This is a genomic window from Acidovorax sp. NN32 (assembly GCF_057597245.1).
Genome location: NZ_CP199679.1, coordinates 4,558,791 through 4,585,442, shown reverse-complemented (window position 1 = coordinate 4,585,442; position 26,652 = coordinate 4,558,791). Strand labels below are relative to the sequence as shown.

24 protein-coding genes are annotated in these 26,652 nt (G+C 65.4%); 16 read left to right on the top strand and 8 right to left on the bottom strand.

What is annotated here, in order from left to right:
- Positions 1-18: 18 nt before the first annotated feature.
- The 3 genes from ACT89O_RS21075 to ACT89O_RS21065 all read right to left on the bottom strand — a co-directional run bounded on the left by ACT89O_RS21075 (position 19) and on the right by ACT89O_RS21065 (position 2,982).
- Entirely contained in the window at positions 19-1,047 is a 1,029-nt protein-coding gene (locus ACT89O_RS21075) for a Bug family tripartite tricarboxylate transporter substrate binding protein (RefSeq protein WP_288853174.1), read from the bottom strand.
- Positions 1,048-1,129: 82 nt separating this feature from the next.
- The gene (locus ACT89O_RS21070) at positions 1,130-1,987 is read right to left on the bottom strand and encodes a beta-keto acid cleavage family enzyme (protein ID WP_487261093.1); all 858 of its coding nucleotides are present in this window, start codon (positions 1,985-1,987) and stop codon (positions 1,130-1,132) included.
- Positions 1,984-2,982, bottom strand: a complete 999-nt coding sequence (locus tag ACT89O_RS21065) for a 3-hydroxyacyl-CoA dehydrogenase family protein (RefSeq protein WP_487261092.1) — start codon at positions 2,980-2,982, stop codon at positions 1,984-1,986. Before ACT89O_RS21065 ends, ACT89O_RS21070 begins: the two co-directional genes overlap by 4 nt.
- 110 nt (positions 2,983-3,092) lie before the next feature.
- Here ACT89O_RS21065 and ACT89O_RS21060 point away from each other — a divergent pair, with 110 nt between their 5' ends.
- The 5 genes from ACT89O_RS21060 (at position 3,093) to ACT89O_RS21040 (ending at position 6,637) form a co-directional block, all read left to right on the top strand.
- On the top strand, positions 3,093-4,010 hold the full coding sequence (locus ACT89O_RS21060) for a LysR family transcriptional regulator (protein WP_056057862.1): 918 nt from the start codon (positions 3,093-3,095) through the stop codon (positions 4,008-4,010).
- 98 nt (positions 4,011-4,108) lie between these two features.
- Positions 4,109-5,017, top strand: a complete 909-nt coding sequence (locus ACT89O_RS21055) for a hydroxymethylglutaryl-CoA lyase (RefSeq protein WP_487261091.1) — start codon at positions 4,109-4,111, stop codon at positions 5,015-5,017.
- Positions 5,018-5,183: 166 nt separating this feature from the next.
- Positions 5,184-5,702, top strand: a complete 519-nt coding sequence (locus ACT89O_RS21050; RefSeq protein ID WP_055393041.1) for a YbaK/EbsC family protein — start codon at positions 5,184-5,186, stop codon at positions 5,700-5,702.
- The gene (locus ACT89O_RS21045) at positions 5,699-5,971 is read left to right on the top strand and encodes a DUF1289 domain-containing protein (RefSeq protein ID WP_121421243.1); all 273 of its coding nucleotides are present in this window, start codon (positions 5,699-5,701) and stop codon (positions 5,969-5,971) included. The genes ACT89O_RS21050 and ACT89O_RS21045 overlap by 4 nt, the downstream gene beginning before the upstream one ends.
- Positions 5,972-5,974: 3 nt before the next feature.
- The gene (locus ACT89O_RS21040; RefSeq protein ID WP_487261090.1) at positions 5,975-6,637 is read left to right on the top strand and encodes a 2-hydroxychromene-2-carboxylate isomerase; all 663 of its coding nucleotides are present in this window, start codon (positions 5,975-5,977) and stop codon (positions 6,635-6,637) included.
- A 182-nt stretch (positions 6,638-6,819) separates the two neighbouring features.
- Here ACT89O_RS21040 and ACT89O_RS21035 read toward each other — a convergent pair whose 3' ends face one another.
- Positions 6,820-7,485, bottom strand: a complete 666-nt coding sequence (locus ACT89O_RS21035; protein WP_487261089.1) for a 3'-5' exonuclease — start codon at positions 7,483-7,485, stop codon at positions 6,820-6,822.
- Positions 7,486-7,490: 5 nt separating this feature from the next.
- Positions 7,491-9,410 carry a DUF294 nucleotidyltransferase-like domain-containing protein gene (locus ACT89O_RS21030; protein WP_487261088.1) on the bottom strand — a complete coding sequence of 640 codons (1,920 nt, stop codon included), beginning with the start codon at positions 9,408-9,410 and terminating at the stop codon, positions 7,491-7,493.
- A gap of 43 nt (positions 9,411-9,453) precedes the next feature.
- Between ACT89O_RS21030 and ACT89O_RS21025 the strand changes: the two genes are divergently transcribed.
- The 5 genes from ACT89O_RS21025 (at position 9,454) to ACT89O_RS21005 (ending at position 12,995) form a co-directional block, all read left to right on the top strand.
- Positions 9,454-9,579, top strand: a complete 126-nt coding sequence (locus ACT89O_RS21025) for a hypothetical protein (protein WP_487261087.1) — start codon at positions 9,454-9,456, stop codon at positions 9,577-9,579.
- A gap of 94 nt (positions 9,580-9,673) precedes the next feature.
- A complete protein-coding gene (locus tag ACT89O_RS21020) occupies positions 9,674-9,970 on the top strand; it encodes a hypothetical protein (protein WP_228896056.1) in 297 nt (98 codons plus the stop codon).
- Complete coding sequence (locus ACT89O_RS21015; protein WP_487261086.1) at positions 9,961-10,572, top strand: tetratricopeptide repeat protein; 612 nt, start codon at positions 9,961-9,963, stop codon at positions 10,570-10,572. The genes ACT89O_RS21020 and ACT89O_RS21015 overlap by 10 nt, the downstream gene beginning before the upstream one ends.
- A gap of 48 nt (positions 10,573-10,620) precedes the next feature.
- Positions 10,621-10,881, top strand: a complete 261-nt coding sequence (locus ACT89O_RS21010) for a DUF4212 domain-containing protein (protein ID WP_228896060.1) — start codon at positions 10,621-10,623, stop codon at positions 10,879-10,881.
- Entirely contained in the window at positions 10,878-12,995 is a 2,118-nt protein-coding gene (locus tag ACT89O_RS21005) for a sodium:solute symporter family protein (RefSeq protein WP_228896062.1), read from the top strand. Before ACT89O_RS21010 ends, ACT89O_RS21005 begins: the two co-directional genes overlap by 4 nt.
- Positions 12,996-13,079: 84 nt before the next feature.
- Here the strand turns inward: ACT89O_RS21005 and ACT89O_RS21000 are convergent, their stop codons facing one another.
- Positions 13,080-13,571, bottom strand: a complete 492-nt coding sequence (locus ACT89O_RS21000; RefSeq protein WP_487261085.1) for a hypothetical protein — start codon at positions 13,569-13,571, stop codon at positions 13,080-13,082.
- Between the two features lie 311 nt (positions 13,572-13,882).
- Between ACT89O_RS21000 and ACT89O_RS20995 the strand changes: the two genes are divergently transcribed.
- Both ACT89O_RS20995 and ACT89O_RS20990 read left to right on the top strand, forming a co-directional pair.
- Positions 13,883-15,544 (top strand): MFS transporter, encoded by a 1,662-nt coding sequence (locus ACT89O_RS20995; protein ID WP_228896065.1) that lies wholly within the window; start codon positions 13,883-13,885, stop codon positions 15,542-15,544.
- 304 nt (positions 15,545-15,848) lie between these two features.
- A complete protein-coding gene (locus ACT89O_RS20990; RefSeq protein ID WP_055393051.1) occupies positions 15,849-16,040 on the top strand; it encodes a hypothetical protein in 192 nt (63 codons plus the stop codon).
- A 164-nt stretch (positions 16,041-16,204) separates the two neighbouring features.
- Here ACT89O_RS20990 and ACT89O_RS20985 read toward each other — a convergent pair whose 3' ends face one another.
- Both ACT89O_RS20985 and ACT89O_RS20980 read right to left on the bottom strand, forming a co-directional pair.
- Positions 16,205-17,326, bottom strand: a complete 1,122-nt coding sequence (locus tag ACT89O_RS20985; RefSeq protein ID WP_487261084.1) for an ABC transporter substrate-binding protein — start codon at positions 17,324-17,326, stop codon at positions 16,205-16,207.
- 172 nt (positions 17,327-17,498) lie between these two features.
- On the bottom strand, positions 17,499-18,614 hold the full coding sequence (locus ACT89O_RS20980) for an ABC transporter substrate-binding protein (protein WP_487261083.1): 1,116 nt from the start codon (positions 18,612-18,614) through the stop codon (positions 17,499-17,501).
- Between the two features lie 183 nt (positions 18,615-18,797).
- Between ACT89O_RS20980 and uvrA the strand changes: the two genes are divergently transcribed.
- From uvrA to ACT89O_RS20960, 4 genes are all read left to right on the top strand, one after another.
- Positions 18,798-24,671 carry an excinuclease ABC subunit UvrA gene (uvrA, locus tag ACT89O_RS20975; protein ID WP_487261082.1) on the top strand — a complete coding sequence of 1,958 codons (5,874 nt, stop codon included), beginning with the start codon at positions 18,798-18,800 and terminating at the stop codon, positions 24,669-24,671.
- A gap of 194 nt (positions 24,672-24,865) precedes the next feature.
- Positions 24,866-25,372: a hypothetical protein gene (locus ACT89O_RS20970; RefSeq protein WP_055393055.1), complete on the top strand. Its 507-nt coding sequence runs from the start codon at positions 24,866-24,868 to the stop codon at positions 25,370-25,372.
- Between the two features lie 201 nt (positions 25,373-25,573).
- Positions 25,574-25,930 carry a hypothetical protein gene (locus ACT89O_RS20965; RefSeq protein WP_487261081.1) on the top strand — a complete coding sequence of 119 codons (357 nt, stop codon included), beginning with the start codon at positions 25,574-25,576 and terminating at the stop codon, positions 25,928-25,930.
- Between the two features lie 178 nt (positions 25,931-26,108).
- On the top strand, positions 26,109-26,540 hold the full coding sequence (locus tag ACT89O_RS20960; RefSeq protein ID WP_055393104.1) for an Lrp/AsnC family transcriptional regulator: 432 nt from the start codon (positions 26,109-26,111) through the stop codon (positions 26,538-26,540).
- The last annotated feature ends 112 nt before the right edge of the window (positions 26,541-26,652 follow it).

The following is a 26,652-nucleotide window of genomic DNA, read 5'->3' as shown; positions in this document are numbered from 1 at the left end:
CACAGAGGGTGTGCCTTTTCAATCCACCGTCACGCCGGCATCGCGCACCAGCTTGCCCAGGCGCTGCGCGTCGGCCTTGATGAGCGCCCCGAAATCTGCCGCCGTGCCCCCCACCGCAGGCGTGCCAATGGCTTCCCATTTGGCGCGGAAGGCGGGTTCCTTGAAGATCGCATTCACCGTGGCGTTGAGCTTGTCGACGGTGGCTTGCGGGGTGCCAGCGCGCACCGCAATGCCATGCCAGCCGGTGATCTGGTAGCCCGCAATGCCAGCCTCCGCCATGGTGGGCACATTGGGCAGCACCTTGGCACGTTCGCTGGAGGTGACGGCCAGCGGGATGAGCTTGCCCGCCTGGATGTGGGGCAGGGAGCTACCGACGATGTCGAACATCACGTTCACCTGTCCGCCGATCAGGTCGTTGAGCGCTGGGCCAGCGCCACGGTAGGGGATGTGCCCCATCTTCACGCCCGCGGTGGTGTTGAACAGCTCGCCCGCCAGGTGCTGCGGTGTGCCGTTGCCGGCTGACGCGTAGCTCAGCACCGGCTTTCCGGCCTTGGCCATGGCCAGGAACTCGGCAAACGTCTTGACGCCCAGCGAGGGATGCACTTCCAGCACCAGCGGGAATGCCGACAGCTGGATCACCGGAGCCAGATCGGTCAGCGGGTTGAACGGCATGCTGGCGTACAGCGAGGGGTTGACCGCCATGGGGCCGCTGGCGGCCAGCAGCAGCGTGTGCCCGTCCGCTGGCGCCTGCTTGGCCACCTCCGCGCTGCCGGTGTTGCCACCAGCGCCGCCCTTGTTGTCCACCACCACAGGTACACCCAGGCGGCTTTGCAGCTCGGGCTGCAGCATGCGGGCCATCAGGTCGGTGGGGCCACCGGGCGGGTAGGGCACCACAAAGCGGATGGTCTTGCTGGGGAAGGCGGTGGCGGCCGTCTGCGCCGCTGCGTGACCTGCGATGCCCAGGGCCAGGGGCACGGCAAGGGCTGCGTGCAGCACGGTGCGCCGGGCGGTGCTAGGCGTGGACGAGTAAAGGTGGCGGTGGTGCATGTCTGTCTCCTGTGGGGATGGATAAAACCCGTCTGCTGCGGGTTGATGTCAATGAATCGGGAGCGCTGTGGGGCGGGGCAGCTCAGCCTGCGCCAAAACGCTGCCGGATGTCGGCGGCGGTGGCCAGCGGGCGGCCCAGCGCGGCGGCGGCTTCGACGGCCTGGCGCACCAGCGCGGTGTTGTCGGGGGCCACGCTGCCGTCCTTGCACAGCAGGTTGTTTTCAAACCCCACGCGGGCGTGGCCGCCAAACACGGCGGCGGCGACCACGCAGGCGTTTTCTGCCGCACCGAAGGCGCACACGGCCCAGGGCTCGTTGCCGTCATGGGCGTTCAGAAACGGCAGCAGGTCGCGCGGGCTGGAGGTCTGGCCCGCGCTGTAGCGGCCCAGCACAAACAGCAGGAGCCAAGGTGCATCCGGCACCACGCCACTGGCGCGCAGCGCCTGCCAGCGGCGCAGGTCGGCCACGTCGTACAGGATGACCTGCACCATGGTGCGGCGCTGGGCGAGGCCGGTGAAGAAGCGCTGCAGTCCGGCTTCGCCGATCTCGGGCTTGTCTACTTCGCGCAGGCCGATGGACACGGCCTCGGGTTGCAGGGCCTCCACCATGGCGATCTGCGCGGGGGCCTGGTACACGCCTGCGGCTTCACTGGTGATCTGTATGACCATCGCGTCGCCCACGGCCTGGCGCACCACGCGCTGCGCCTCACGGTAGCCCTCCACGTCCAGGCTGTGGCGGCCTTGTGCGTCGCGGATGTGCATGTGCAGCATGGCCGCTCCCGCGTCCAGGCAGGCCTTGGCCGTGGTGGCCAGCGTGGCCGGTGTGATGGGCACGGCGGAGTGGTCGGCGGGCTGCTTGTAGGCGCCGTTGGGCGCCACGGTCACGATCAGCGGGTCAACCCACTGGCTGGCAATGGTGGGTGATGCGGGCGATGCACTCATGCGCGGGCTCCAGTGGTCGTTGGGGTGTCCGTCGGTGACGTGTCGGTGGGGGGATCGATGGTGGGCAGCTCGCTGGCAAGCAGGGCCAGGCCCTGGCGCAGCAGCGTGTCGTAGCGCGCGCGTTCGGCCTGCTTGCGGTCTTCGGGCCAGTCGAAAAAGCCCTTGCCGGTCTTCATGCCGAGCTGGCCCTGGGCCACCTTGTCGCGCAGGGCCTGGGCGGGTATGTCGGTGTTCGAGAGCGTGGGGTACATGGTGGCTGCGGCGGCGGTGTGCACCTCAATGCCCGCGTGGTCGCGCTGCAGCACCGGCCCGGCCGCCAGAAAGCGGAAGCCAAAACCAAAGCGCACGGCGGCGTCCACGTCTTCGGGCGAGGCAATGCCTTCGTCGATGAGCGCAAACGCCTCGCGCGAGAGCGCATGCTGCATGCGGTTGGCCAGAAAGCCCGGCTTGTCCTTCTTGACCAGCACCGGCACGCTGCCGCAGCCACGCATGAAGGCGTGCAGCCAGGTGCCCAGGGCCGGGTCGCTGCGCCCGCCCAGCACTACCTCCACCAGCGGCACAAGGTGGGCGGGCATGAAGAAGTGCAGGCCCAGCATGCGCTGTGCCGTGGCCAGCCCCTGGGCGATGGCACTGATAGGAAACCCCGAGCTGTTGCTGGTCAGCACGGCGTTGGGGGGCGCCACGGTTTCCAGCTCGGCAAACAGCTTTTGCTTGGCCGCCAATTGCTCGGTGATGCATTCGACCACCAGCACCACGCCGCTCCAGTCCACATCCTGCAGGCTGGCGCACACCTGCACCGGGCCGGCGTGTGTGGCCTGTCCGGCAGCGGCCAGCTCCTGCGCAATGTGCGGCAGCAAGTGGTCGCGGCGGGCGGCGTGGGGGTCCACCACCGTGACCTGCGCGCCGCCACGGGCCAGGACCACAGCCACATCGGCCCCCATGGTGCCTCCGCCTACCACCACGGTGCGCGCGCTGCGCGGCGAACTGTTCTCCATCGTGTCTCCTTGTTGCTCTCAATCTGTTCAAGCGGTGTGCTTGCGTTGAATTCAGTCTAGGGGCCCCACATTGCGCGGTCCAGACGTCTTTTTCGATAGACTGATCGGTTATGAAGATCAATTGGTCCGCCCGCGAGGTGGATGTGTTCCTCTCCCTGGCCGAGACGCTGAGCTTTCGGCGCACGGCCTTGCAGATGCACCTGTCGCAGTCGGCGGTGTCGGGCACGGTGGCGCGGCTGGAGGAGATGCTGGATGTGCGCCTGTTCGAGCGCACCACGCGCACCGTGCAGCTCACGCTGGCGGGCGAGGTGTTTGCCGAGCAGGCGCGGTTCCTGCGCCACCAGATGGAGGAGACGGTGCGCCGCGTGCAGGAGGTGGCGCAGCTGCAGGTGGGCCGCGTTGCGCTGGCGGCGCTGCCGTCGCTGGCCGCCGGGGCTGTGCCACGGGCCTTTGCCCGGTTCTCCGCGCAGCACCCGGGCGTGCAGATGGAGCTGATCGACAGCCTGGCGGGCCCAGCGTTTGACATGGTGCGTGCCGGGCGTGTGGACTTTGCCCTCACGGCTGCCAACCCCGCCTATGCCGACCTGGACTACACCCCGCTGGTGTCCGACCGCTTTGTGCTGCTGATGGGGCGCACGCACCCGCTGGCCCGGGGCCGCAGCGCCATTGCCTGGGCGGATGTGGCCGAGCTGCCGCACATCTCCATGCCCGCAGGTACCAGCGTGCGGCAGTATGCGGAAGAGGCCTTGCTGACCCACCGCATCCGTTTTGCGCCGCGCTATGAGGTGGAACACCTGGCCACCATCGCGGCCATGGTGGCTGCGGGGCTGGGCGTGAGCGCGCTGCCCGAACTGGCCGCCCAGGTGGTGCGCAGGCCCGAGGTGGTCACGCGAGCGCTCAAGGCGCCCGTGCTGCACCGGCCCATCGGGCTGATCACGCTCCGGGGGCGGCCGCTGTCGCTGGCGGCGCAGGCCATGGTGGCTCTGCTGCGGCAAGAGGTGGCGGGTGATGGCACCCGTACGGGCTGATGGCGCGTCCGGCGAATGGTCTGGCACGATATGGGGTGGCCCTGTGGAGGCGGTGGCGAGACAATGGCGGCATTCCTTGATCCACCCTTGGTAGCCCCATGAGCATTCCCTCCCGCGTCCGCCTCATCGACGTTGGCCCCCGCGACGGCCTGCAGAACGAAAAGACCCCAGTCCCAGCCGCCGTCAAGATCGAGCTGGTGCACCGCCTGCAGCAAGCGGGCCTGAAAGAGATCGAAGTCACCAGCTACGTCAGTCCCAAGTGGGTGCCGCAGATGGCCGACAACCATGAGGTGATGGCCGGTATCACCCGCCAGAGCGGCGTCGCGTATTCGGTGCTCACGCCCAACCTCAAGGGCTTTGAGGCTGCCGTGCTGGATAAACCCGACGAGATCGTTGTCTTCGGCTCGGCCAGCGAGGCCTTCAGCCAGCGCAACATCAACTGCAGCATTGCCGAGAGCATCGAGCGTTTTGCCCCCGTGGTGCAGGCGGCGCTGGCCGCCGGCATCCGTGTGCGCGGCGCCATGAGCTGCACCGTGGGCTGCCCGTACGAAGGCGACATTGCCCCTGAGCGTGTGGCGTACCTCGCGGGCCTGCTCAAGGGCATTGGCGTGCAGCGTGTGGACGTGGCTGACACCATCGGCGTGGGCACACCGCGCAAGGTGCAGAAAGCGCTGGAGGCCACGTTGCAGCACTTCGGCATCGACGACGTTTCGGGCCACTTTCATGACACCTACGGGCAGGCGCTGTCCAACACGCTGGCCGCGCTGGAGCTGGGCGTGTGGAACTTCCAGTCCTCCGTGGCGGGCCTGGGCGGCTGCCCTTACGCCAAGGGCGCCACCGGCAACGTGGCGACGGAAGACGTGGTGTACATGCTGCAGGGCATGGGCATCGAGACGGGCATCGACCTCGACAAGCTCATCGACGCGGGTGCCTACATTAGCGACTTTCTGGGCCGCAAGCCCAACTCCCGCGCTGCCAACGCGCTATTGACCAAACGTGCAGGGTAAGGATGAAGCACCCCCTGAGACGCTGCGCGTCTTCACCCCTCTCTCGCTGCGCGGGAGGGGGACGCACCCGGTGGCCTAGCGAAGCCAGTTCCACGGGTGCACTGGCTGGGGTCGCGCCTGTGCGATCAAAATAGCCCCGACGATTGTGATTTCGGAGTAAGAAACGATGTGTGGAGCTGAACTGAAAAATCTGCCTGAAGGTGTGCAGCGCGTGGCTGCAGCGCTGGAATCCCTGGGCCACCCCCACCGGCCGCAGATGCTGGACGACGCAGCGCGCACCGCGCAGCAGGCGGCCGATGCGCTGGGCATTGCCGTGGGGCAGATTGCCAAGAGCATCATCTTTCGCCGCAAGAGCGATGATGTGGCCGTGCTGGTGGTCACCTCGGGCGACCGGCGGGTGGACGAGAAAAAGGTGGAGGCCCACGTGGGCGGCAAGATCGGCCGCGCCGATGCCGACTTCGTGAAAAGCCGCACGGGCTTTTCCATCGGCGGTGTGTCGCCCGTGGCACACGCCACGCCGCCCGTCACGCTGATCGACCAGGACCTGCTGCGCTTTGAGGTGGTGTGGGCGGCGGCGGGGCATCCGCATGGTGTGTTTGCGCTGCACCCCAGCGATCTTCAGCGGCTGACGGGTGCACCCGTGGTGGATGTGGTGCAGGTGGTTGCACCTGAGTCTGCGGCATGAATGCTATTGAATTGCTAGCTGTTCGCGCTTTGCAGATAAGCGCTGGTGGCCATTTTGATGCTGAAAACACCGAGGCCGTGCCCTCGCCCTGCATCTCGGTCTGCCGTATGTCGCCCGACCGCAGCCACTGCGAGGGCTGCTTTCGCTCCCTCGACGAGATCCGCATCTGGTCGCGTGCCGACTCGCACCTGCGGCGGGGCATCTGGCGCCAGTTGCTGGACCGGGCGGGCATTGCCGTGCCGGTGCAGCCAGAAAGCGCAGAAGGCTAAGCCATGAAACACATCACGTTCTACCTCGACTTCATTTCGCCCTACGCCTGGCTGGCCTTTGAGCGCCTGCCCGAGGCGCTGGTGGACCTGAGCTACAGCGTCGAATACCGCCCGGTGCTGCTGGGCGCGTTGCTGCAGCAGCACGCCAACCCGGGGCCCGCGGGCATAGCGCCCAAGCGCGCCTGGACCTACCGCCACGTGACCTGGCTGGGCCACGCGCAGGGCACGCCGCTGCAGATGCCAGCACGCCACCCGTTCAACCCGCTGCCCTTGCTGCGCCAGGCGCTGGCCTGCAGCGACGACGGTTGCATCAACCGCTATGTGGCGGGTACCGTGCTGCGCCATGTGTGGCAGGGCGGGCACGACGCGCTGGACGCCGAGCGCCTGGCCACGCTGGCGGCCGATCTGGCCGAACAAATCCGCCCGGGGCAGGACATGCACAGCGAAGGCCCCAAGGCGCTGCTGCGCGCCAACACCGAGGCCGCGCAGGCGGCGGGGGTGTTTGGCGTGCCTGCGTTTGTGGTGGACGGCAAGGTTTTCTGGGGGCTGGATGGCCTGCCCATGCTGCGCGCCTACCTGGAAGGTGACGACTGGTTTGCCGGGGCTGAAGGCGAGGCACGCTGGGCTGCGCCCGAGCTGCTTCCTTCAGGCCTCAAGCAGGGCTAAGAGGCTGAGAGTTCTTTATCCATGCCCGCCTTGCACGCGAAAACGCCCCGGCTCGTCGTTGCAAATGCTCGCCATAGCCCGAGCTATGGCTGTGCTTTGCGCCTAGATCCGCGGCGTTTTCGCGCGCCTTTCGGGCTTGGCTAAAAAACTCTCAGCCTCTGAGGCCCGACGCCGTGCCATCCTCACCCGCTGCCATCCCGGTGGCGGGCCAGCCACCGGTGCTGGGCGGCCAGGCGCTGCACGTCAGCCCAGCTGCTGCACTGCGCAGCCACGCGGGGCCAGATGCGCTGCAGCAGGTCGCATTCCACCAGGGTGTCGGCGGCGGCCTGGTGCCGCACGGCGCAGCGGATGCCGAAGTGCGCCATCCAGTCGTCCAGCGCGCGGGCGCGCACCTGCTCGTGGGTGACGGCGCACAGGTGGTCCACATCCACCCAGGGGTTGGGCAGGCCATGCCCCAGGTGCTGGCGTGCATGGCGGTTGATCATGCTGCGGTCAAAGGCCGCGTGGAAGGCCAGCAGCGGGCTGTCTTGCACATAGTTTTCAAAGGCCTGCAGCGCCTGGGCGGCGGGCATGCCGTTGCGCTGCATCTGCGCGCCAATGCCGTGCAGCAGGATGTTGTCCTTGCTCGATGCCTCGTCCTGCTGCACCACCACCTCAAAGCTGTCGCCCAGCGCCACACTCAGCGTGCGGCGCTGCCAGTCCACCCGCAGCGCAATGGCTGCAATGGCCAGCAGGCGGTCATGGCGCATGTCCAGGCCACTGGTCTCCACGTCCAGCATCACCCAGCGGCTGCCGGTGTAGGCGGGGGCATGCCCAAGGGCGCGCCGGATCGGCTCCAGCCAGCGCATGGCGGCTACCGGTCGTAGTCCAACTGCAGCCTTTGTTGGAGCTGCCGCGCCACGCGAAAGGATTCGCGCAGGATGCGCCGGTCGATGTCGTTGAGCCCGGCCACCACAATGCGGTTGGGTGGAGCGGCTTCAGCCTCTCCGGCCTCCAGCTGCACCCGCAGGCGCAAGATCTGCAAGAACTCGAAGCCGCCCACCCAGGCGCCGGTTTCCGTCTCGGGCAGGCGCCACTGCGCACCAGCGGCCTCCAGGCGCAGCCGCGTGTTGGTCTCGTGCACTCCCAGTGCCAGGCTGTAGATGCGCGCAGCGTCCACAAACAGCGCCGTGCCCTGCAGCTTCAGGTCCAGCGCGCCATGCTCGTCGGTGTCTATGGCGCCGCGCCAGTTCAGCGGCACGCTGCGGCCCAGGGCGTTGTGGGCCAGCATCTTGAGAAAGCGCGGGCTGTTGCGCGCGGCCAGCGTCACGTCGGCGCGCAGCGCCTGGGCCAGCGCCACATCGCCACACAGGGGCCGGAAGTCAAAGTAGATGGAGGCGTTGAGCAGGTCCTGGGGCGAGCCCTGCGCCACCCAGTGCCCGAAGCGCTCGCGCCACTCGTCGAGTTTGAGGCAGCAGGCGCTTTCGCCCGCCATGATGCCGCCCCGGCACAGCGGGTAGCCGCAGGCGTCCAGCGCCAGGTTGACGGCATGCGCAAAGTGGCGAATCGCTTCGCGCGACTCGTCGGACACGTCGTTGTTCAGAATGAACGCGTTGTCCTGGTCGGTGGCAATGGTCTGCTCCGCCCGCCCCTCGGAGCCCAGGCACAGCCAGCACAACCATTTCAGATCGATGCCGAATTCTTCGGCCTTGAGCTGCACCAGTCGTTCGGTCAGCACATCGTTGAGGTGGCTGATCATCGATGTGAGCTGCCGCGCATGCACGCCCTGCGCGAGCAGGCTGCGTGCCAGGCGGCGGATGTCCTGGGCCGAGGTCTGCAATGCCTCCACGTCGGTGGCCGAGCGCAGCGCGGTGCTCACGCTTTTGAGGCTTTGCCGCTGCATGGCGAACAGGTCGCGCTCTGACACCATGCCAATCGCCACTTCATCGCGGGTGATCGGCACGTGGCGGATGCCGTGGCGCGACATCAGCAGGGCTGCGTCTTGCGCCGAGTGTTCACTGGTGAGCGTGCGCACCGGCCGCACCATGACCTCCGCAATGGGCGTGTGCAGCGGCAGCTGGGCCAGCGCCACGCGGCCCAGCACGTCATACCGCGTGAGGATGCCCACAGGGTGCTGGGCCCCATCCACCACCAGCATCGAGCCCAGGCGCTGCTGGTGCATGGTCTGCAGCGCGGTGTGCAGCGGTGTGCTGGCATCGCAGGTCACCAGCTTCTTGCCGATGAGTGTGCCCAAGGGGGTTTCGAGCGACTGCTCGGCCGCGGCGTGGGTGGCATAGGCGGCTTGCAGTGCCTGGCGCGAAAGCGCGAGGAACTGCACCGTGCGCTGGCCCAGGTACTGCGCAAACGCCGTGCTGCGGCTGGCCAGCCGGTGCATGTGGGCTACGGCCAGCACCAGCACAAAGGTGTCGGTGTTGGCGCGGTACGTGGCCGTAACAGCACGGCCTGCCCAGGCGGCGCTGACGGGGAACAGGTCGCCCGCCTCGTACTCGAAAGCGCCCACCGCCTCGGCCAGCCCCCGGGTGCCCGTGACGGCGCCCTGGCGCACGTAATACAGCGACTGCACCGTTCCGCTCTCCGGGCCAATCACCAGCTCGCCGGGGGCGAAATACTGCTGCTCGCAATGCGACAGGAAATCATCCACCTCGGCATCCAGCATCTGGGCAAAAGGGGCGTGCTGCCGGAGGTCCTGGCGGAAGTTGGCCAGCAGGTGGTGCGATGGCTGTAGCGGCGCCTGTGCGCTGGCAGCTGGTGGCGGACTGGGCGGCTTTTCCATGGCGGCAGTCTATGCCCGGCCCGGCGACGCGGGAAGTCCTTCCATGCGCATCGCCTTGACCTCGATCAAGGGTTTTGGAGCCCTTGGTGTTTTCCCGCAAGAGCGTCTCAGATTCCGCCGATTTATCGCATCGCAAAAAAAAGATGCAGGGTTTTTGCGGGATTTGTAAGTTAGCGATAAGCCCTGTGTCAGCCAGCGGTCAGACACCCTGCGCAGAGTGCGTCCACCTTTCCTTTTCCTTACAGCGAGGCATCGAGTTCACCATGCTCCTGACCGTTGTCATTCTGAAAAGCCTGATCGAGTTGTCCCTGATGTTCATCGTGGGACGGTTTCTGCTGGGACTGTTGGCGGGGGCGAAGCGGCACACCAATGTGTTCTGGCAGATGCTGGACGTGGCCGCCAAGCCCTGCCTGTGGCTGACGCGCAAGGTCAGCCCGCGCCAGGTGCTGGACCAGCACATCCCGCTGGCCACCGCCAGCTGGTTGCTCATGGCCTGGGTGCTGGTCGTCAAGCTCAAGATCGACCTCTGTCTGGAGCTGGGAGCACAGGCATGCCAGTGACCCAGAGCCTTCCCCTTCCCCCCGTCCGCTGGTCGCAGCGGCTGGAGCGTCAGGCGCTGGTCTGGCGTGCCAAAGCCTTGCTGTTTGTGGGTCGCAAGGCTGCGGCCAAGGCCGTGTTTGAGCGGATTCTGGAGCGCTGGCCCCAGGACGTTCTGGCGATCAACAGCCTCGCCTACGACGCGCTGCTCAGCGACCACAAGACACAGGCTCTGCAGTACTACGCCCAGGCATTGACCTTGCAGCCCCAGGTGTGCAATGCCCACTTCAACCATGCCTATGTGGCCGAGCAGCTGGACCTGCTGGCACTGGCCGAAGAGGGGTTCCGGGCGGCCCTGCAGATCGACGAAAAAATGGACCGGGCCTGGTATGGCCTGGGTCTGGTGCTGGTGCGGCAGGGGCGGCTTCAGGAGGCCTTGCAGGCCCTGGATCGCAACACCCGCCTGCAGCCCATGAGCCCCTTTGGCTGGTATCAGATGGCGCGTGTGCACGTCGATCTGCACCAGCCCGAGGAGGCACGCGCCGTAATACGGCATTTGAAAGGATTCGAGCCCAAGGTGGCCGCGCAACTGGAGCGGGAGACCGGTTTGCGTGCAGATTTTTAGCGCTGAAGTCCGAGTGAGTGTTCTTTTAACGACATGGAGGAGCAAGCAATGAAACTGACGGCCAAGCACCAGGAATACTGGCGCAAAAATCTGCAGATAACGGCCCTTTTATTGGGCATATGGTTCTTTGTCACTTTTGTCGTGGTGTTTTTCGCCCGCGACCTCACGTTCAGCTTCTTCGGCTGGCCGTTCTCGTTCTGGGTGGCTGCCCAAGGCGCCCTGGTGGTGTACTGCCTGATCATCTGGTACTACGCCCGCCACATGAACAAGCTCGACATCGAATACGGCGTTGCCGAAGGAGAAGAATGATGGGACTCTTCGGCGGAGACGGACAGTCGCAAGGCGACTTCAAGAAGGGCCTGAACAAGGTCTACACCTGGTACACCGGTGGCTTCATCGGCTTTGTGTTGGTGCTGGCGGTGCTCGAACAGATGGGCCTGCCCAAGAACTGGATCGGCTACCTTTTTCTGGCGGCCACCGTGTTGCTGTATGCGGGTATCGGCATCATGAGCCGCACCAACGACGCGGCGGAGTATTACGTGGCCGGGCGCCGCGTGCCGGCCATCTACAACGGCATGGCCACAGGGGCGGACTGGATGTCGGCGGCCTCCTTCATTGGCATGGCGGGCACCTTGTACCTGTCAGGTTATGGTGGGCTGGCGTTCATTCTGGGGTGGACGGGCGGTTACTGCCTGGTGGCGCTGTTCCTCGCCCCTTACCTGCGCAAGTTCGGCCAGTTCACCATTCCCGACTTTCTGGGGGCGCGGTTTGAGGGCAACCTTCCCCGGCTGATCGGGGTGGGGGCCGCCATCCTGTGCTCGTTCACCTATGTGGTGGCACAGATCTATGGTGTGGGCCTGATCACTTCGCGCCTCACGGGGCTGGCTTTCGAGATCGGTATCTTTGCCGGCCTGGCCGGTATCCTGGTCTGCTCGTTCCTCGGTGGCATGCGTGCCGTGACCTGGACGCAGGTGGCGCAGTACATCATCCTGATCATTGCGTACATGCTGCCCGTGGTGTGGCTGTCGGTCAAACACACGGGCGTGCCTGTGCCGCAGGCGGTGTATGGCTACACCCTGGAAAAGGTGACTGCCAAAGAGGCCGAGCTGATCAAGGACCCCAAAGAAATAGAGGTGCGTGGAATCTACAAGGCCCGTTCGGATGCGGCTGTGGAAAAGCTCAAGGATGTGAATGCTTCGCTGACCGCCGACCGGGCGGCAGCGCAGAAGAAGCTGGATGACCTGAAGGCTGCCAATGCGCCCGCTCCCGACATCGCCGCCGCTGCCGCCGCGCTGGCCGCAGTGCCCAAGAACGAAGCAGACGCCCGCACTGCGTACACGGCGGCGCGCACCTCGAATGCAGCCAAGTCGGCGCCGCCCATCCGCCATGCCGAGCCGTTCCCCGGCAAGGATGAGGCCGCGCAGAACGTTGCACGCAAGAACTTCCTCGCGCTGGTGTTCTGCCTGATGATCGGCACGGCCGCGCTGCCGCACATCCTCATGCGCTACTACACCGTGCCCTCGGTGCGCGAGGCGCGGGAATCGGTGAGCTGGTCGCTGTTCTTTATCTTCCTGCTGTACTTCACGGCGCCTGCGCTGGCAGTGCTGGCCAAGTACGAGGTCTACACCGTGCTGGTGAACACACCGTTCGCCAGCCTTCCGGAGTGGATCGCGCGCTGGTCGGCGGTCGACAAATCGCTGCTGTCGGTGGTGGACATCAACAACGACGGCATCCTGCAGCTGGCGGAGATCTCCATCGGTGGCGACATCATCGTGCTGGCCACGCCTGAAATTGCTGGCCTGCCGTACGTGGTGTCGGGCATGGTGGCGGCGGGTGGGCTGGCAGCGGCGCTGTCTACCGCAGACGGCCTGCTGCTGACCATCGCCAACGCGCTGTCGCATGACCTGTACTACAAGGTGCTGGACCCCAATGCCTCCACAGCACGCCGCGTGATGGTGTCCAAGCTGCTGCTGCTGCTGGTGGCCCTGGCAGCAGCCTACGTGGCGGCGCAGAAACCAGCGGACATCCTGTTCCTGGTGTCGGCGGCCTTCTCGTTTGCGGCGGCGGCGTTCTTCCCGGCGCTGACGCTGGGCATCTTCTGGAAACGCGCCAACAAGTGGGGCGCATCCCTGGGGATGCTGGCCGGCCTGGGCATCACCTTCTATTACATGGTGACTACCCAGCCATGGCTGTACAAGCTCACGCATGGCACCGCCATCACGCCGGAAATCGTCAAAGCCAACACCTGGTGGGACATCGCCCCGATCTCGGCGGGCCTGTTTGGTGTGCCGCTGGGCTTTGCGGTGATCATCATCGTCTCGCTACTCACCAAGGCCCCGGGCAAGGAAATCCAGGAACTGGTGGAGCATGTGCGCTACCCCAGCCTGGATGGCAAGACTTCGGCCGCCAGCGCTGCGCATTAAAGGGCGGGGCGCCCGCGGGCGCCCTGACAACCCGCAAACAACAAAGCCCCGCCACGCAAGTGGAGGGGCTTTTGTTTTGGGTGGTCAGCGGCCCAGTGCGGCGGTCACGAATTCCTCGGCTTTTTTCTCCGAACGCATGGAGGCCACCACGGTGCGCAGCTCCAGGATCTTGGCCTGAAGCTCGGCCATCGACTTGCACTTTTCAAGCTGCAGGGCCAGGGGCTCGCATGCGGGGCCCAGCAGGTCTTCAAGGACCTTGGTGGCGCGCCGGGCGCTGGTGCGCAGATCCTGAACCGGTGCGGCTGCGGTGGCCGGGGTGTTACCCGTTGTGGCGTGCGTGGGCGAGGGCGGCGCCACAGCCCCGGAAACCACCGATGCCAGCCCCAGGTCGACCAGCGCCTGGCCAATGCGCAAGGCCTCATCGAGGCTGCCACAGGCCTGGGCCAGGTCCTGCAGCCGTTTGCTGCCGTCCACCAGGATCAGGGTGGTACGTTCACGGGGAGGGAGTGCCCGGTCGCGGTGCTTGATCGCCTCGATCCCTTGATCTGTCTTTTTTAGGACGGTGTGCGCGTGCATGGGGCCCCTGCAAAAGTTGACGGTTGTCTCCACAAGCGGGCTGGCAGCGCACGCTCAGGCGCTTGGTGTGCACGGAGTCCGGTGGACTGCATGGGCGCACAGGCCCTGATCGGGGTTTTCCCTGCCCAAGGTCCAGTCGCTCCAGTGCGCTTGAAAGCCCGCTCATAAGGACGGCAGGCACTTTGTAAGTATCGGTTCAGTTTAACGCAAGCCTCTGTTGGTTTGGCGTCAGAGCAGAGTCAGTGCCTTCCCGAAGAATGACCTTGCCCGCCACTGTGCGGTCTTAAAAATCACCAGGAGACATAGACACCATGGCAACCATCCATCCCGCACCGCGGCCGATGTCGCCCGAAGAGCGCAAGGTCATCTTCGCATCGTCGCTCGGCACCGTTTTCGAGTGGTACGACTTTTACCTGTACGGCTCGCTCGCAGCCATCATCGCCAAGCAGTTCTTCAGCGGGCTGGATGCCGGATCGGCGTTCATCTTCGCGCTGCTGGCCTTCGCAGCGGGCTTCATCGTCCGTCCGTTCGGCGCGATTTTCTTCGGCCGCCTGGGCGACATGATCGGCCGCAAGTACACGTTCCTGGTCACCATCCTGATCATGGGTCTGTCCACCTTCATCGTGGGTATCTTGCCGACCTATGCCTCCATCGGTGTGGCGGCCCCCGTCATCCTGATCATCCTGCGCCTGCTGCAAGGCCTGGCGCTGGGTGGTGAGTACGGCGGCGCAGCCACCTATGTGGCTGAGCATGCTCCGCACGGCAAACGCGGCGCCTACACCGCCTGGATCCAGACCACGGCCACGCTGGGTCTGTTTCTGTCGCTGATGGTGATTCTTGGCACCCGTACCATGCTGGGCGAAGAAGCCTTTGCGGACTGGGGCTGGCGTGTTCCGTTCATCGTGTCGATCCTGCTGCTGGCCATCTCGGTCTGGATCCGCCTGTCGATGAATGAATCGCCTGCCTTCCAGAAGATGAAGGCCGAGGGCAAGACCTCCAAGGCTCCATTGACCGAGTCTTTCGGCCAGTGGAAGAACCTGAAGATCGTGATCCTGGCACTGGTAGGCTTGACCGCCGGCCAGGCCGTGGTGTGGTACTCGGGCCAGTTCTATGCGCTGTTCTTCCTGACACAAGCCCTGAAGGTCGATGGCGCCACCGCCAACATCTTTGTGGCCGTCTCGCTGCTGATCGGCACGCCGTTCTTCATCGTGTTCGGTTCGCTGTCGGACAAGATTGGCCGCAAGCCCATCATCCTGGCAGGCTGTCTGCTGGCCGCGCTGACGTACTTCCCTGTGTTCGGCGCACTGACCAAGGCGGCCAACCCTGCCCTGGCTGAAGCCCAGGCCAAGAACCAAGTGATCGTGACGGCAGACCCCAAGGAATGCTCGTTCCAGTTCAATCCCACCGGCACTTCCAAGTTCACCAGCTCGTGCGACATCGCCAAGCAGGTGCTGGCTGGCGCTTCGGTGAGCTATGACAACGCCGTCGCTGCCGCTGGTACGCCCGCCACGATCAAGATCGGTGACACGGTCATCGCCTCGTACACCAGCAAGGGCCTGCCCGCTGACGAAGCCAAGAAGAAAGATGGCGAGTTCAAGAAGGCTGTGGCCGATGCACTGAAGGCTGCGGGCTACCCCACCAAGGCAGATCCTGCCCGCATCGACAAGGTCATGGTCACCGTGATCCTGACCTACCTGGTGCTGCTGGTGACCATGGTGTACGGCCCTATTGCCGCCATGCTGGTCGAAATGTTCCCCACCCGCATCCGCTACACGTCGATGTCCCTGCCGTACCACATCGGTAACGGCTGGTTCGGCGGTCTGCTGCCCACCACGGCGTTCGCCATCGTGGCCCAGACCGGCAACATGTACAACGGCCTGTGGTACCCCATCATCATTGCCGGTGCCACGGTGGTGATCGGTGGCTTGTTCATCAAGGAAACCAAGGACGTGGACATCTACGCCAACGACTGATTGGTTCTGACCGGTGAACAGGGCCCGCCCCGCAAGGGTCGGGCCCTGTGTTCCATCAAGGGGCTTGTCCGCGCACCAGTACAACCCATAACCCTGGGGATGCTGTGCATGATTTGAGCGGTAAGTGTGCGCTGCGGATCGGGATGGGCCGCAAGGCGCAAAACGCAGCAATAGCCGTAGCTATTGCGAGGTTTTGCAACGCGGCAGACCGCCCGATCCGCAGATGCATACGGCGCGACGAATCGTGCACAGCATCCCTAGCCAGGCCCCTTGATTGAACAAACCCATCCCAGGAGATATTGATATGTGGAAGATTGTTGTTGGCTTCGTCTTGTTTGCTGCGTTGTCGATGTACGTGATCATCACGGCGGGCGACAAGGCCGACATGGGTGGTGAAAAACACGGCGCAGATGCCGTGCATGCGCCCGAACCCGCTGCCAGTGCACCCGCAGCGGCGCCTGCGTCGGCACCTGCATCTGCGGCCAGCGCGCAGTAAGCCGCCGGGTCCCATCCCAAGTCATCAAAAAAAGCCTGCAGCCGAAAGGCCGCAGGCTTTTGTTTTGTGCGGGGGCGTCACGGTGGGCCGCACACTCCACGCCCCTACCGCTCCTGGCGCGGCGCAGGGCAAGAGCCCGCACAGCGCCTCAGTTTCTTAGGGTGTCATCGCTTGAAGCGCCCGTCACTCCCGATGATGGAAAGGTCGGCGAACACCAGACCGCTGTGGTCCGTGGGGCTGTAGCTCAGCTCCACGCCACCCAGGTCCCACTTCTTGATGCTCTCCAGGCCTGCGTGCAGTTTGGCGCGGTCCGGCTTGGGGCCCGCGCGTTTGATGCCTTCCAGCAGCACCTTGGCGCTGACGAAGCCCTCCACCATCGCGGGCGTGAGATCGGAAATGTTCTTGGCGCGGGCCAGCTCCATGGCTTCCTTGACCACCGGGTAGTTCACCGACCGCTCGGAGGGAAAGACCTGCGTGACCACAACCCCCCGGGCCTGGTCGCCCAGCAGTTTGACAAAGCCGCCCGAGGCATTGTTGGACAGTGTCACGATCTGCCCCGTGACCCCTGCAGCGCGCAACGCCTTGATGCCGTCCACCACCGCCGCGCCCGTGCCGATGAAGACCACGGCCTGGGGCTGCTTTTGCGCCACACGCGGTGCAATCGCGCTGTAGTCGGGCTTGGCACGGTCAAATTTCTCGACAAAGAGGGCTTCCAGCTGGTTGGCCTTGAAGCCCAGCTGTGCCCCTGCCAGGCCATCTGCGCCAAAGGTGTCGTCCACATGCACCACGCCAATGCGCTTGATGCCCAGGGTGTTGAGGTGGGTGATGGCCTTTTCCACCTCGCGCTGGTAGGGCGCGCGCACGTTGAAGATGAACCTGTGTACCGGCTGGTGGAGCACCATGGCGCCGGTGGAGGGGCCGACCAGCGGCACGCCGTGCTGCTCCAGCAGCGGCATGATGCCCTGGGTGTGGGGCGTGCCCCGTGTCATGAACAGCCCGATCACGCCTTTTTCCTCAATCAGAACGCGGGTGTTTTCGAGGGTCAGCTTGGGGTCGAATTTGTCGTCCAGAGATATGACCTCCACCTTCTGCCCCGCGATACCGCCCCGGGCGTTGATGTGATCAATGTAGAGCGCCGCGCCCTGCATGGATTCGGCCACCGTGGCCGCTGCCGAGCCCGTGATGCCCACCGTCTGTCCAATGAGAATCTGTCCGTGGGCTGCGCCCACCATTGCGAAGATGGCGGCCAGGGTAGCGCCCCCGCGAAGCCAGTGTGTCAATCTCATGTTTGTCCCAAGATGCCTGTTTGTTGGAGGCGTCAATATAGATACAAACGGTGACAAATAAACTGTAGAAATACGTAGGCCCGGACGGAGCCGGGCCTGCGCAACCTATGGCCATCCGGGAGATGGCTCCTAGAGCCTGTTTGCGATCCCCTGCGAGATCGTAAACAGGCTCTTAGCGACGGAACCTGCCGTCCGTACCGATGATGGAGAGGTCGGCAAAGTCCAGGCCCGTGTGGTCGTCTGGGCCGTAGCTCACCTCCAGTCCGCCCAGGTCGAATTTCTTGATGCCTTCCAGGGCCGCGTGGATCTTGTCGCGGTTGGGCTTGGGGCCGGCGCGCTTGAGCCCTTCCACCAGCACCTTGGCGGCTGCAAAACCTTCGAGCATGGCGGGGCTGATCTCCTGCAAGCCCTTGGCCCGGGCCAGCTCCTGGGCTTCCTTGACCATGGCGTAGGTCACCGCGCGCTCATTGGGGTACACCTGGGTCACGATCACGCCGCGCGCGTTGTTGCCCAGGCTCTTGATGAAGCCGCCGGAGGCATTGTTGGACAGCGTCACGATCTGTGCGGCAGAGCCTGCGGCGCGCAGCGCATTGCTGCCATCGACCACGGCAGAGCCGGAGGCGATCATCAGCACGGCCTGGGTGTCTGCCTTGGCCACCTTGGCCGCAACTGGGGCGAAATCAGGCTTGGCACGGTCAAACTTCTCCAGCACCACGGGTGTGAGCTTGGCCGCCGCCAGGCCTTTTTGTGCCCCCGCCACGCCATCGGCGCCAAAGCTGTCGTCGGCATACACCACGGCAATGCGGGTAATGCCCATGGAGGCCAGGTGGGTCATGGCCTTTTCTGCCTCGCGCTGGTAGGTGGCGCGCACGTTGAAGATGTATTTGCGCACGGGCTGGTGCAGCACCATGGCGCCCGTGGAAGGGCCGACCAGTGCCACGCCGTGCTTTTCCAGCAGGGGAACGATGGCCTCGGTGTGGGGCGTGCCGCGTGTGAGGAACAGCGCTGACACATTGTTTTCTTCGATCAGCTTGCGCGCGTTTTCTGCGGCCAGCTTGGGGTCGAACTTGTCGTCCAGCGAGGTCAATTCGATTTTCTGGCCGTTGACGCCGCCCTTGGCATTGACCGCATCGATATAGAGCAGGGCGCCGTCGGTGGTTTCCTTCACGCCTGCCGCCACCTGCCCGGAGAAGCCGGCGGTTTGCCCGATCAGGATCTGGGCATGGCCAGCGCCGCACAGCGCGGCGGCCAGGGCGACTGTGGCTCCCCATTTTGTCCATTTGTACATCGTCGTCTCCTTGGATTGTCGGGCTACTCTAGACAAATATGCTCTGTTTGCGAACCGGCATAACCCGATGTGGTGACAGGACTTGTCAGCAGACCCGCAATCAAAGGGTATTGCGGCAAGGCCGGACGGGCGCCACTGCGGTGCCTAGAATGTTCCGCCTCACCCTCGAAAAAGACTGCCTCCATGACCCAGGGACTGATCCGTATCCGCGGCGCACGCCAGCACAACCTCAAGAACCTGGATCTGGACATCCGCACCGGCGAACTCACGGTGGTCACGGGGCCCAGCGGCTCGGGCAAATCCAGCCTGGTGTTTGACACGCTCTATGCCGAGGGCCAGCGCCGCTACGTGGAGACCTTCAGCGCCTACGCCCGCCAGTTCCTCGACCGCATGGACAAGCCTGCCGTGGACAAGGTCGAGGGCGTGCCGCCGGCCATTGCCATCGACCAGACCAACCCCGTGCGCTCCAGCCGCTCCACCGTGGGCACGATGACGGAGCTGAACGACCACCTGAAGCTGCTGTTCGCGCGCGCAGGCCAGTTGTTCGACAAGCAGACGGCGCAGCCAGTGCGCCATGACTCGCCCGAGACCATCTACGCCGAGCTGGCCGCGCGCTGCGCTGCCGCCAGTGATCCACGCATCGTGCTGACCTTCCCGGTCGAACTCCCCGCCAATACATCGGCCGAGCAGGTCGAGCAATGGCTGTCCGCCAGTGGCTTCACCAAGGTGCAGGCCGAGCGCGAGGTGGCCACGCCCACCGGCCCGCGCAAGGTGCTGGATGTGGTGGCCGACCGGTTCCGTCTGGGCAATGCCGAGAAGGCGCGGGTGATCGAGGCCATCGAGGTCGCGCTCAAGCGCGGCACGGGGCGCTTGAATGTCTATCGGCTCGTGGACGAGCGCGAACCAGAGCTGTGGAGGTTTTCGACGGGCCTGCACTGCCCCGACAGCGACCTGCGCTACAGCGACCCCATTCCGTCCGCCTTTTCGTTCAACTCCGCCGTGGGTGCGTGCGACAGCTGCCGGGGCTTTGGCCGCGTGATCGGCGTGGACTACGGCCTCGTCATTCCCAACGACAAGCTCACGCTGCGCGCGGGCGCCATCAAGACCATCCAGACCCCCGCGTGGAAAGAAGCGCAGGACGACCTGATGCGCCATGCCGAAACAGCGGGCATCCCACGCGACACGCCCTGGTACAAGCTGACTGACGACCAGAAAAAGTGGGTGATCGGCGGCGCCCCCGGCTACAAGGACGGGCAATGGAGCAAGCAGTGGTACGGCATCAAGCGCTTTTTTGAGTACCTGGAGAGCAAGGCCTACAAGATGCACATCCGCGTGCTCTTGTCCAAGTACCGCAGTTACACGCCATGCCCCACCTGCGCGGGTGCGCGGCTCAAGACCGAAAGCCTGCTCTGGCGCATCGGCCGCAAGGAGGATGCCGATGCGGTGCTGGAGCCTGGCAAACGCTTCATGCCCGAAGGCGTGCAATGGTCGCGCGAGCAACTGGAGGCCTTGCCCGGCCTGTGCCTGCACGATCTGATGCTGCTGCCCATCGACCGACTGCGCCAGTTCTTTGATCGCATGCAGCTACCGGTGGGCGACGACGCAAAGGGCGGCGACGCCCAAGCGCTCAAGCTGCTGCACGAAGAAATCACCACCCGCCTCAGATACCTGTGCGACGTGGGCATTGGCTACCTCACGCTCGACCGGCAAAGCCGCACACTGAGTGGCGGCGAGGTGCAGCGCATCAACCTCACCACGGCGCTGGGTACCAGCCTGGTCAACACGCTGTTCGTGCTGGACGAGCCCAGCATCGGCCTGCACCCGCGCGACATGCACCGCATCACCGAGGCCATGCTGCGCCTGCGCGACGCGGGCAACACCCTGGTGGTGGTGGAGCACGACCCGGCCGTGATGCTGGCGGCTGACCGCATGATCGACATGGGCCCTGGCCCCGGCCGCCTGGGGGGGCAGATCGTGTTTGACGGCACCACGGCCGATTTGCGCAACGCCGACACGCTGACCGGCGCCTACCTGGGTGGGCGCAAGCACGTGGGTTTTGGCTTCAAGCGCATGGTCACCGAATCCACGCCGCGCCTCATCCTCGAAGGCGCGCGCGAGCACAACCTGCAGGATGTGACGGTGGAGTTCCCGCTGCAGCGCCTGGTCACCGTGACCGGCGTCAGTGGCTCGGGCAAGTCGAGCCTGATCCAGGACGTGCTGGCCCCCGCGCTGCTGCGCCACTTTGGCAAGGCCACCGACACGCCGGGCGCGCACGACCGCATGCTGGGCGCCGACCATTTGTCGGATGTTGTGTTTGTCGATCAATCCCCCATCGGAAAAACCGCCCGATCCAACCCCGTGAGCTACGTGGGCGCGTGGGACAGCATCCGCGAACTGTTTGCCGTGGCGCCGCTGTCGAAGCAGCGCAGCTACACGGCCAGCAAGTTCAGCTTCAACAGCGGCGATGGGCGCTGCCCGACCTGTGGCGGCTCGGGCTTCGAGCATGTGGAGATGCAGTTCCTGTCAGACGTGTACTTGCGCTGCCCCGATTGCGACGGCAAGCGCTACCGGCCCGAGATCCTGGAGATCACCATCGAGCGCGGTGGGCGCACGATGAACGTGGCTGATGTGCTGGCCCTCACGGTGGCCGAGGCGGCCGACCTGTTTGCCAATGACCGTGATGTGATCCGCGCGCTGCAGCCCATCGTGGATGTAGGGCTCGAATACGTGGCGTTGGGCCAGCCCGTGCCGACCTTGTCAGGCGGCGAGGCGCAGCGCCTCAAGCTTGCAGGCTTTCTGGCGGAGGCTGCGCGCAGCGCATCCAAATCGCGCCAATCCGTCGCCCGCAAAGGCACGCTGTTCTTGTTTGACGAGCCCACCACTGGCCTGCACTTTGACGACATTGCCAAGTTGATGCGCGCGCTGCGCAAGCTCATCGATGCGGGGCACTCGCTCATCGTCATCGAACACAACCTGGACGTGATCCGCGCCAGCGACTGGCTCATCGACCTGGGCCCCGAAGGCGGCTACGCGGGCGGCCTCATCGTGGCCGAGGGCACGCCCGAGGACGTGCGTGCCCATGCCACCTCACACACCGGGCAGGCGCTGCGCGACTACGAACTGGCGCTGGGCGTGGGCGGCCACTCGGTGCACGAAAAAGCTGCTGTGCTACGAAAATCAGAGCGCCTCGCGCATATGAATCAAGCGCCAGCGGCCAAAAACGCTATACAAATCGTCAATGCCAAGGAGCACAACCTCAAGAACCTGAGCGTGGACATTCCGCGTGGCAAGTTCAACGTGGTGACGGGCGTGAGCGGCTCGGGCAAGTCCACGCTCGCGTTTGACATTTTGTTCAACGAAGGCCAGCGGCGTTACCTCGAATCGCTCAACGCCTATGCCCGCAGCATCGTGCAGCCAGCCGGTCGGCCCGAGGTGGATGCCGTGTACGGCATCCCGCCCACTGTCGCCATCGAGCAGCGCCTCTCGCGCGGCGGTCGCAAGTCCACCGTGGGCACCACCACCGAGGTGTGGCACTTTCTGCGCCTGCTGTACGTCAAGCTGGGCACCCAGCACTGCACCAAAGACGGCGCAGCCGTGCAGCCGCAAACGCCCGAGAGCATCGCCGCGCAGTTGCTCACGCAGTTCCGTGGCCAGCACATCGGACTGCTCGCGCCGCTGGTGATGAACCGCAAGGGCGTCTACACCGAGCTGGCCGACTGGGCGCGCCCGCGCGGCTTTACGCATCTGCGCGTGGATGGCAACTTCCTGCCCACCACCAACTTCCCGCGCATCGACCGCTTCAAGGAGCACACCATTGAGCTGCCTGTTGCCAGCCTGGATGTGTTGCCCGAGAACGAAGCCCAGCTCCGCAAGGCGCTGGCCGACGCGCTCACGCACGGCAAGGGCGTGGTGCATGTGCTGAGCAGCATCGACACGCTGGCTGCGGCCATGGAGGGCGGCTTGCCCACGGCCGGTATTGGCCATCTGCAAGCCTTTTCGACCAAGCGTGCCTGCCCGGTGTGCGCCACCAGCTATGCCGAGCTGGACCCGCGCCTGTTCTCGTACAACAGCAAGCATGGCTGGTGCCCCGATTGCGTGGGCACCGGCGTCAAGCTCACCAAGGACCAGCGCAAGGTGTTTGACGACTCGGTACAAGACGACAAGGAAAAGGGCCGCGAGCAGACCTTTGCCGAGCCCGAGGTGGAAGATTTGCAGGACACCGCTTGCCCCACATGCCACGGCACGCGTCTGAACGCCACAGCCCGCGCTGTGAAGTTTGCAGGCGTGGGCATCACCGAAATCGCCGCGCTGTCGGTGACGGATGTGCGCCGCTGGATCGAGACCCTGCGCATCGAAGGCGGCATGACCCAGCGTGAAGGCGACATCGCCCGCGACTTGGTGCCCGAGATCCAGAGCCGCCTCGAATTCCTCGAAGAAGTGGGCCTGGGCTACCTCACGCTCGACCGGGGCGCGCCCACGCTCAGCGGTGGCGAGGCCCAGCGCATCCGCCTGGCCGCGCAGCTGGGCAGCAACCTGCAGGGCGTGTGCTACGTGCTCGACGAGCCCACCATTGGCCTGCATGCGCGCGACAACCAGATCCTGCTCAACGCCCTGCACAAGCTGGGTGACAAGGGCAACACGCTGGTGGTGGTGGAGCACGACGAAGACACCATCCGCCGCGCCGACCACATCATCGACATTGGCCCCAGCGCGGGCAAACGCGGCGGGCGCCTGGTGGCGCAAGGCAGCGTGGCCGACATCACGGGCGCCGAAGATTCGCAAACCGGCCGCTACCTGCTGCACGCCATGAAGCATCCGCTGCAGCTGCGCCGCAGCATGTCGGCCAGCGAGGTCAGTGCCGAGGCCACGGCCGCCTTTGCCCGTGCCGAAGCTGCGGCGCCTACCGGCCGACAGAGCGCTGCCGTCAAGAAGCGCGCGGCCCAGGCCGCATCGCTGGCTGCATACGCGCTGACCGAGGCCAAGGAACGTGCCGCCATGCGCTGGCTTACGGTGCATGGCGCGCAGTTGCACAACTTGCAGAACGTGACGGCCACCGTGCCACTGCACCGCCTGGTGGCCGTGACGGGCGTGAGCGGTTCGGGCAAGTCGACCCTGGCGCGTGACGTGCTGCTGGCCAATGTGCAGGCCTGGGTGCAGCAGCGCAGTACCAAGGCTGGGCGCGATGCCATGGATGCAGGCAAGGCGCCGCCGCTGGTCGGTTGCACGGGCCTGTCGGGCTTCGAGAGCATCGACCGCGTGCTTGAAGTGGACCAGACGCCGATCGGCAAAACGCCGCGTTCATGCCCCGCCACCTACATCGGCTTCTGGGACACCATCCGCAAGCTGTTTGCCGAGACGCTGGAGGCCAAGGCACGTGGCTATGCGGCTGGGCGCTTTTCTTTCAACACCGGCGAAGGTCGCTGCCCCGGCTGCGAAGGCGCGGGCGTGCGCACCATTGAGATGAGCTTCTTGCCCGATGTGAAGGTACCCTGCGAGACCTGCCACGGCGCGCGCTTCAACCCCGAAACGCTGGCCGTGACCTGGCGCGGCAAGAGCATTGGCGACGTACTGCAGATGGAGGTGGACGAGGCCGTGGGCTTCTTCGCCACCATGCCCAGCATTGCGCACCCGCTGCAGCTCTTGCAGGACGTGGGCCTGGGCTACCTCACGCTGGGGCAGCCGTCGCCCACGCTCTCCGGCGGAGAAGCGCAGCGCATCAAGCTGGTGACCGAGCTGACCAAGGTGCGCGACGAGGTGGGCCGTCGGGGCCAGAAGGCGCCGCACACGTTGTATGTGTTGGACGAGCCCACGGTAGGCCTGCACATGGCCGATGTGGACAAGCTCATCCGCGTGCTGCACCGCCTGGTGGATGGCGGCCACAGTGTGATCGTGATCGAGCACGACCTGGATGTGATCGCTGAGGCCGACTGGATTCTGGACCTGGGGCCGGAGGGCGGCAACGCGGGCGGGCGCATTGTGGCTGCAGCAACACCTGAGGACGTGGTGGCGGCGGGCACACATACTGGAAAGGCGCTGGCGGCGGTGTTGGCGCGCTGAGATACGTGAGCGGTGCGGGCGGCAGAGGCGGGGTGGCTCCATGCCAGCCATTGGTTTGGCGCACACCCCTGTCGGCCCATGTCCTACGCACAACGCGGAACATGGCGCACGCGCTGCGCGGGGTGGGCTTCCTACGATGGGTTGCAGGGGATCGGCTCCCCACCTTCCATCCACATCTACGGACGCCCATCACCATGAACGCTTTTCATTTCCTCAAGACCTGTACTGCCCTCGCGGCTGCTTCTGTGCTGCTGGTCGCCTGCGGCGGCGGCAATGACGATGACCCAACACCCAGCAACGAACCCGGTGTGCTGACCGTGACCAGCGCTACGGTGGACGGTCTTAACGGTGTGTACGGCAACGGCACGTTGAACCTCACCGGCGTGGACAAGGAAAACCCCATCGGCTCGGTGCCCGAGTTGTGTGCTTTCCGTTTTGACGGGGCCAACAAGGTGGGTTCTTCGGCCACCGCCTTTGGCGACATCCGGTATCGCCCCGATGCGACAGGCCTGCACCAGGTCTTCCTGACCTTTGATGGCAAGGAATACGCCAGCGGCGAGCCGACTGACACGGCGGTCGTACGCGAGAGCGACCAGGTGCGCTTCAGCGGAAAAACGCTGACAGCCACGGATGGCTCGAACGCCACCTTGCGCGTCACCGGCATCGTGCCCATGCGCCCGAACCGGCCGCTGGGCTGCTGATCCGGCGGCAGTTTCATTCCCTCTTTACTTGTCTCCCTCCCCGGTCCCTTCGACCGGTTTGGCCCCCGCTGTGATCGCAGCGGGGGCTTTTTTGTTGGGGCCTGCGGTCGTGCAGCCAGTCGCGCGGCGGTAATAGGGCCGCACAATGCACCGTGGAGCGCGGGGGCATTTGCCGCTCGCGCATGTTCCCTTTGCACCCCCATGCCCGAACAACTGCCTGCTCACCCCACCGTGGTGTGGTTGCATCCCGCAGCACCCGCCAAGCCCGCAGAAGGCGCACCCTGCAACGGCTGTGGGCTGTGCTGCCTGGCGGAGCCCTGCCCGCTGGGGATACTGGTTTCACGGCGCCGCAAGGGGGCCTGCACGGCCCTGCGCTGGAGCGATGCCGACCAGCGCTATTGGTGTGGCATGGTGGCCGACCCCGGTGGTGTCACCGGCCTGTCCCATCCCTGGGCTGTGCGCGGACTGTCTGCGCTGGCCCGGCGCTGGATCGCATCGGGCGTGGGTTGCGATGCGCGGCTGGATGTGCAGGCCCCGCACCCCACCGATTCGTCGTGATGCAGGCACTATGATTTTGATAGCGTTTAATGCTTTTTAGATGGGCGCTGCAGGCCTTCTTGATCCAGATTCAGCGTGAGAAGTTGTCCGCGTTGCGCCGGGCGGAAGAAATGCCCGTGCCAGCTTGCAGGGCCACAATGCACAGAAAATTGCCGAACTGCCAGCTACAGAGCCTGCCATGACCAAACTGGACGACACCGACCGCGAAATCCTCAGCATCCTGCGCGCCGACGCACGCACCCCCGTGGCCACGCTGGCGCAGAAGCTGCGTGTATCGCGCGGCACCGTTCAGAACCGCTTGCACAAGATGGAGGAGGGCGGTGTCATCGTCGGCTATACCGTGCGGCTGCGGCCCGATTCGGAGCCCCAGCGCATCCGTGCGTGGATGAGCATCGCGGTCGAGGGCAATGCGGCGCCCGCTGTCATCCATGCGCTGCGCGGTGAGCCCACGGTGGGCACCCTGCACACCACCAACGGCCGCTGGGACATCGTGGCCGAGGTGCGCGCCGAAAGCCTGGAGGCATTCGATGCGGCGCTGGGCCGCATCCGCCTCACGCCGGGCATTGCCAACACGGAAACCAGCCTGCTGCTGTCCACGTACAAAGTGTGACAAACGCCTGCGGTGTTGCGCGCTACCGGCGCGTTGCGGGAACCATCCTGCCCCAGCCGCGCTGCCGCCTTGGTGACAGAGGCTAGGGGGTTTCCTGCATGCCCCGCGCGAG

Bases quoted from the DNA above. Each gene is read 5' to 3' on its own strand.
- ACT89O_RS21075 (WP_288853174.1), bottom strand. From the start codon at position 1,047: ATGCACCACCGCCACCTTTACTCGTCCACGCCTAGCACCGCCCGGCGC.
- ACT89O_RS21070 (WP_487261093.1), bottom strand. From the start codon at position 1,987: ATGAGTGCATCGCCCGCATCACCCACCATTGCCAGCCAGTGGGTTGAC.
- ACT89O_RS21065 (WP_487261092.1), bottom strand. From the start codon at position 2,982: ATGGAGAACAGTTCGCCGCGCAGCGCGCGCACCGTGGTGGTAGGCGGA.
- ACT89O_RS21060 (WP_056057862.1), top strand. From the start codon at position 3,093: ATGAAGATCAATTGGTCCGCCCGCGAGGTGGATGTGTTCCTCTCCCTG.
- ACT89O_RS21055 (WP_487261091.1), top strand. From the start codon at position 4,109: ATGAGCATTCCCTCCCGCGTCCGCCTCATCGACGTTGGCCCCCGCGAC.
- ACT89O_RS21050 (WP_055393041.1), top strand. From the start codon at position 5,184: ATGTGTGGAGCTGAACTGAAAAATCTGCCTGAAGGTGTGCAGCGCGTG.
- ACT89O_RS21045 (WP_121421243.1), top strand. From the start codon at position 5,699: ATGAATGCTATTGAATTGCTAGCTGTTCGCGCTTTGCAGATAAGCGCT.
- ACT89O_RS21040 (WP_487261090.1), top strand. From the start codon at position 5,975: ATGAAACACATCACGTTCTACCTCGACTTCATTTCGCCCTACGCCTGG.
- ACT89O_RS21035 (WP_487261089.1), bottom strand. From the start codon at position 7,485: ATGCGCTGGCTGGAGCCGATCCGGCGCGCCCTTGGGCATGCCCCCGCC.
- ACT89O_RS21030 (WP_487261088.1), bottom strand. From the start codon at position 9,410: ATGGAAAAGCCGCCCAGTCCGCCACCAGCTGCCAGCGCACAGGCGCCG.
- ACT89O_RS21025 (WP_487261087.1), top strand. From the start codon at position 9,454: ATGCGCATCGCCTTGACCTCGATCAAGGGTTTTGGAGCCCTTGGTGTT.
- ACT89O_RS21020 (WP_228896056.1), top strand. From the start codon at position 9,674: ATGCTCCTGACCGTTGTCATTCTGAAAAGCCTGATCGAGTTGTCCCTG.
- ACT89O_RS21015 (WP_487261086.1), top strand. From the start codon at position 9,961: ATGCCAGTGACCCAGAGCCTTCCCCTTCCCCCCGTCCGCTGGTCGCAG.
- ACT89O_RS21010 (WP_228896060.1), top strand. From the start codon at position 10,621: ATGAAACTGACGGCCAAGCACCAGGAATACTGGCGCAAAAATCTGCAG.
- ACT89O_RS21005 (WP_228896062.1), top strand. From the start codon at position 10,878: ATGATGGGACTCTTCGGCGGAGACGGACAGTCGCAAGGCGACTTCAAG.
- ACT89O_RS21000 (WP_487261085.1), bottom strand. From the start codon at position 13,571: ATGCACGCGCACACCGTCCTAAAAAAGACAGATCAAGGGATCGAGGCG.
- ACT89O_RS20995 (WP_228896065.1), top strand. From the start codon at position 13,883: ATGGCAACCATCCATCCCGCACCGCGGCCGATGTCGCCCGAAGAGCGC.
- ACT89O_RS20990 (WP_055393051.1), top strand. From the start codon at position 15,849: ATGTGGAAGATTGTTGTTGGCTTCGTCTTGTTTGCTGCGTTGTCGATG.
- ACT89O_RS20985 (WP_487261084.1), bottom strand. From the start codon at position 17,326: ATGAGATTGACACACTGGCTTCGCGGGGGCGCTACCCTGGCCGCCATC.
- ACT89O_RS20980 (WP_487261083.1), bottom strand. From the start codon at position 18,614: ATGTACAAATGGACAAAATGGGGAGCCACAGTCGCCCTGGCCGCCGCG.
- uvrA (WP_487261082.1), top strand. From the start codon at position 18,798: ATGACCCAGGGACTGATCCGTATCCGCGGCGCACGCCAGCACAACCTC.
- ACT89O_RS20970 (WP_055393055.1), top strand. From the start codon at position 24,866: ATGAACGCTTTTCATTTCCTCAAGACCTGTACTGCCCTCGCGGCTGCT.
- ACT89O_RS20965 (WP_487261081.1), top strand. From the start codon at position 25,574: ATGCCCGAACAACTGCCTGCTCACCCCACCGTGGTGTGGTTGCATCCC.
- ACT89O_RS20960 (WP_055393104.1), top strand. From the start codon at position 26,109: ATGACCAAACTGGACGACACCGACCGCGAAATCCTCAGCATCCTGCGC.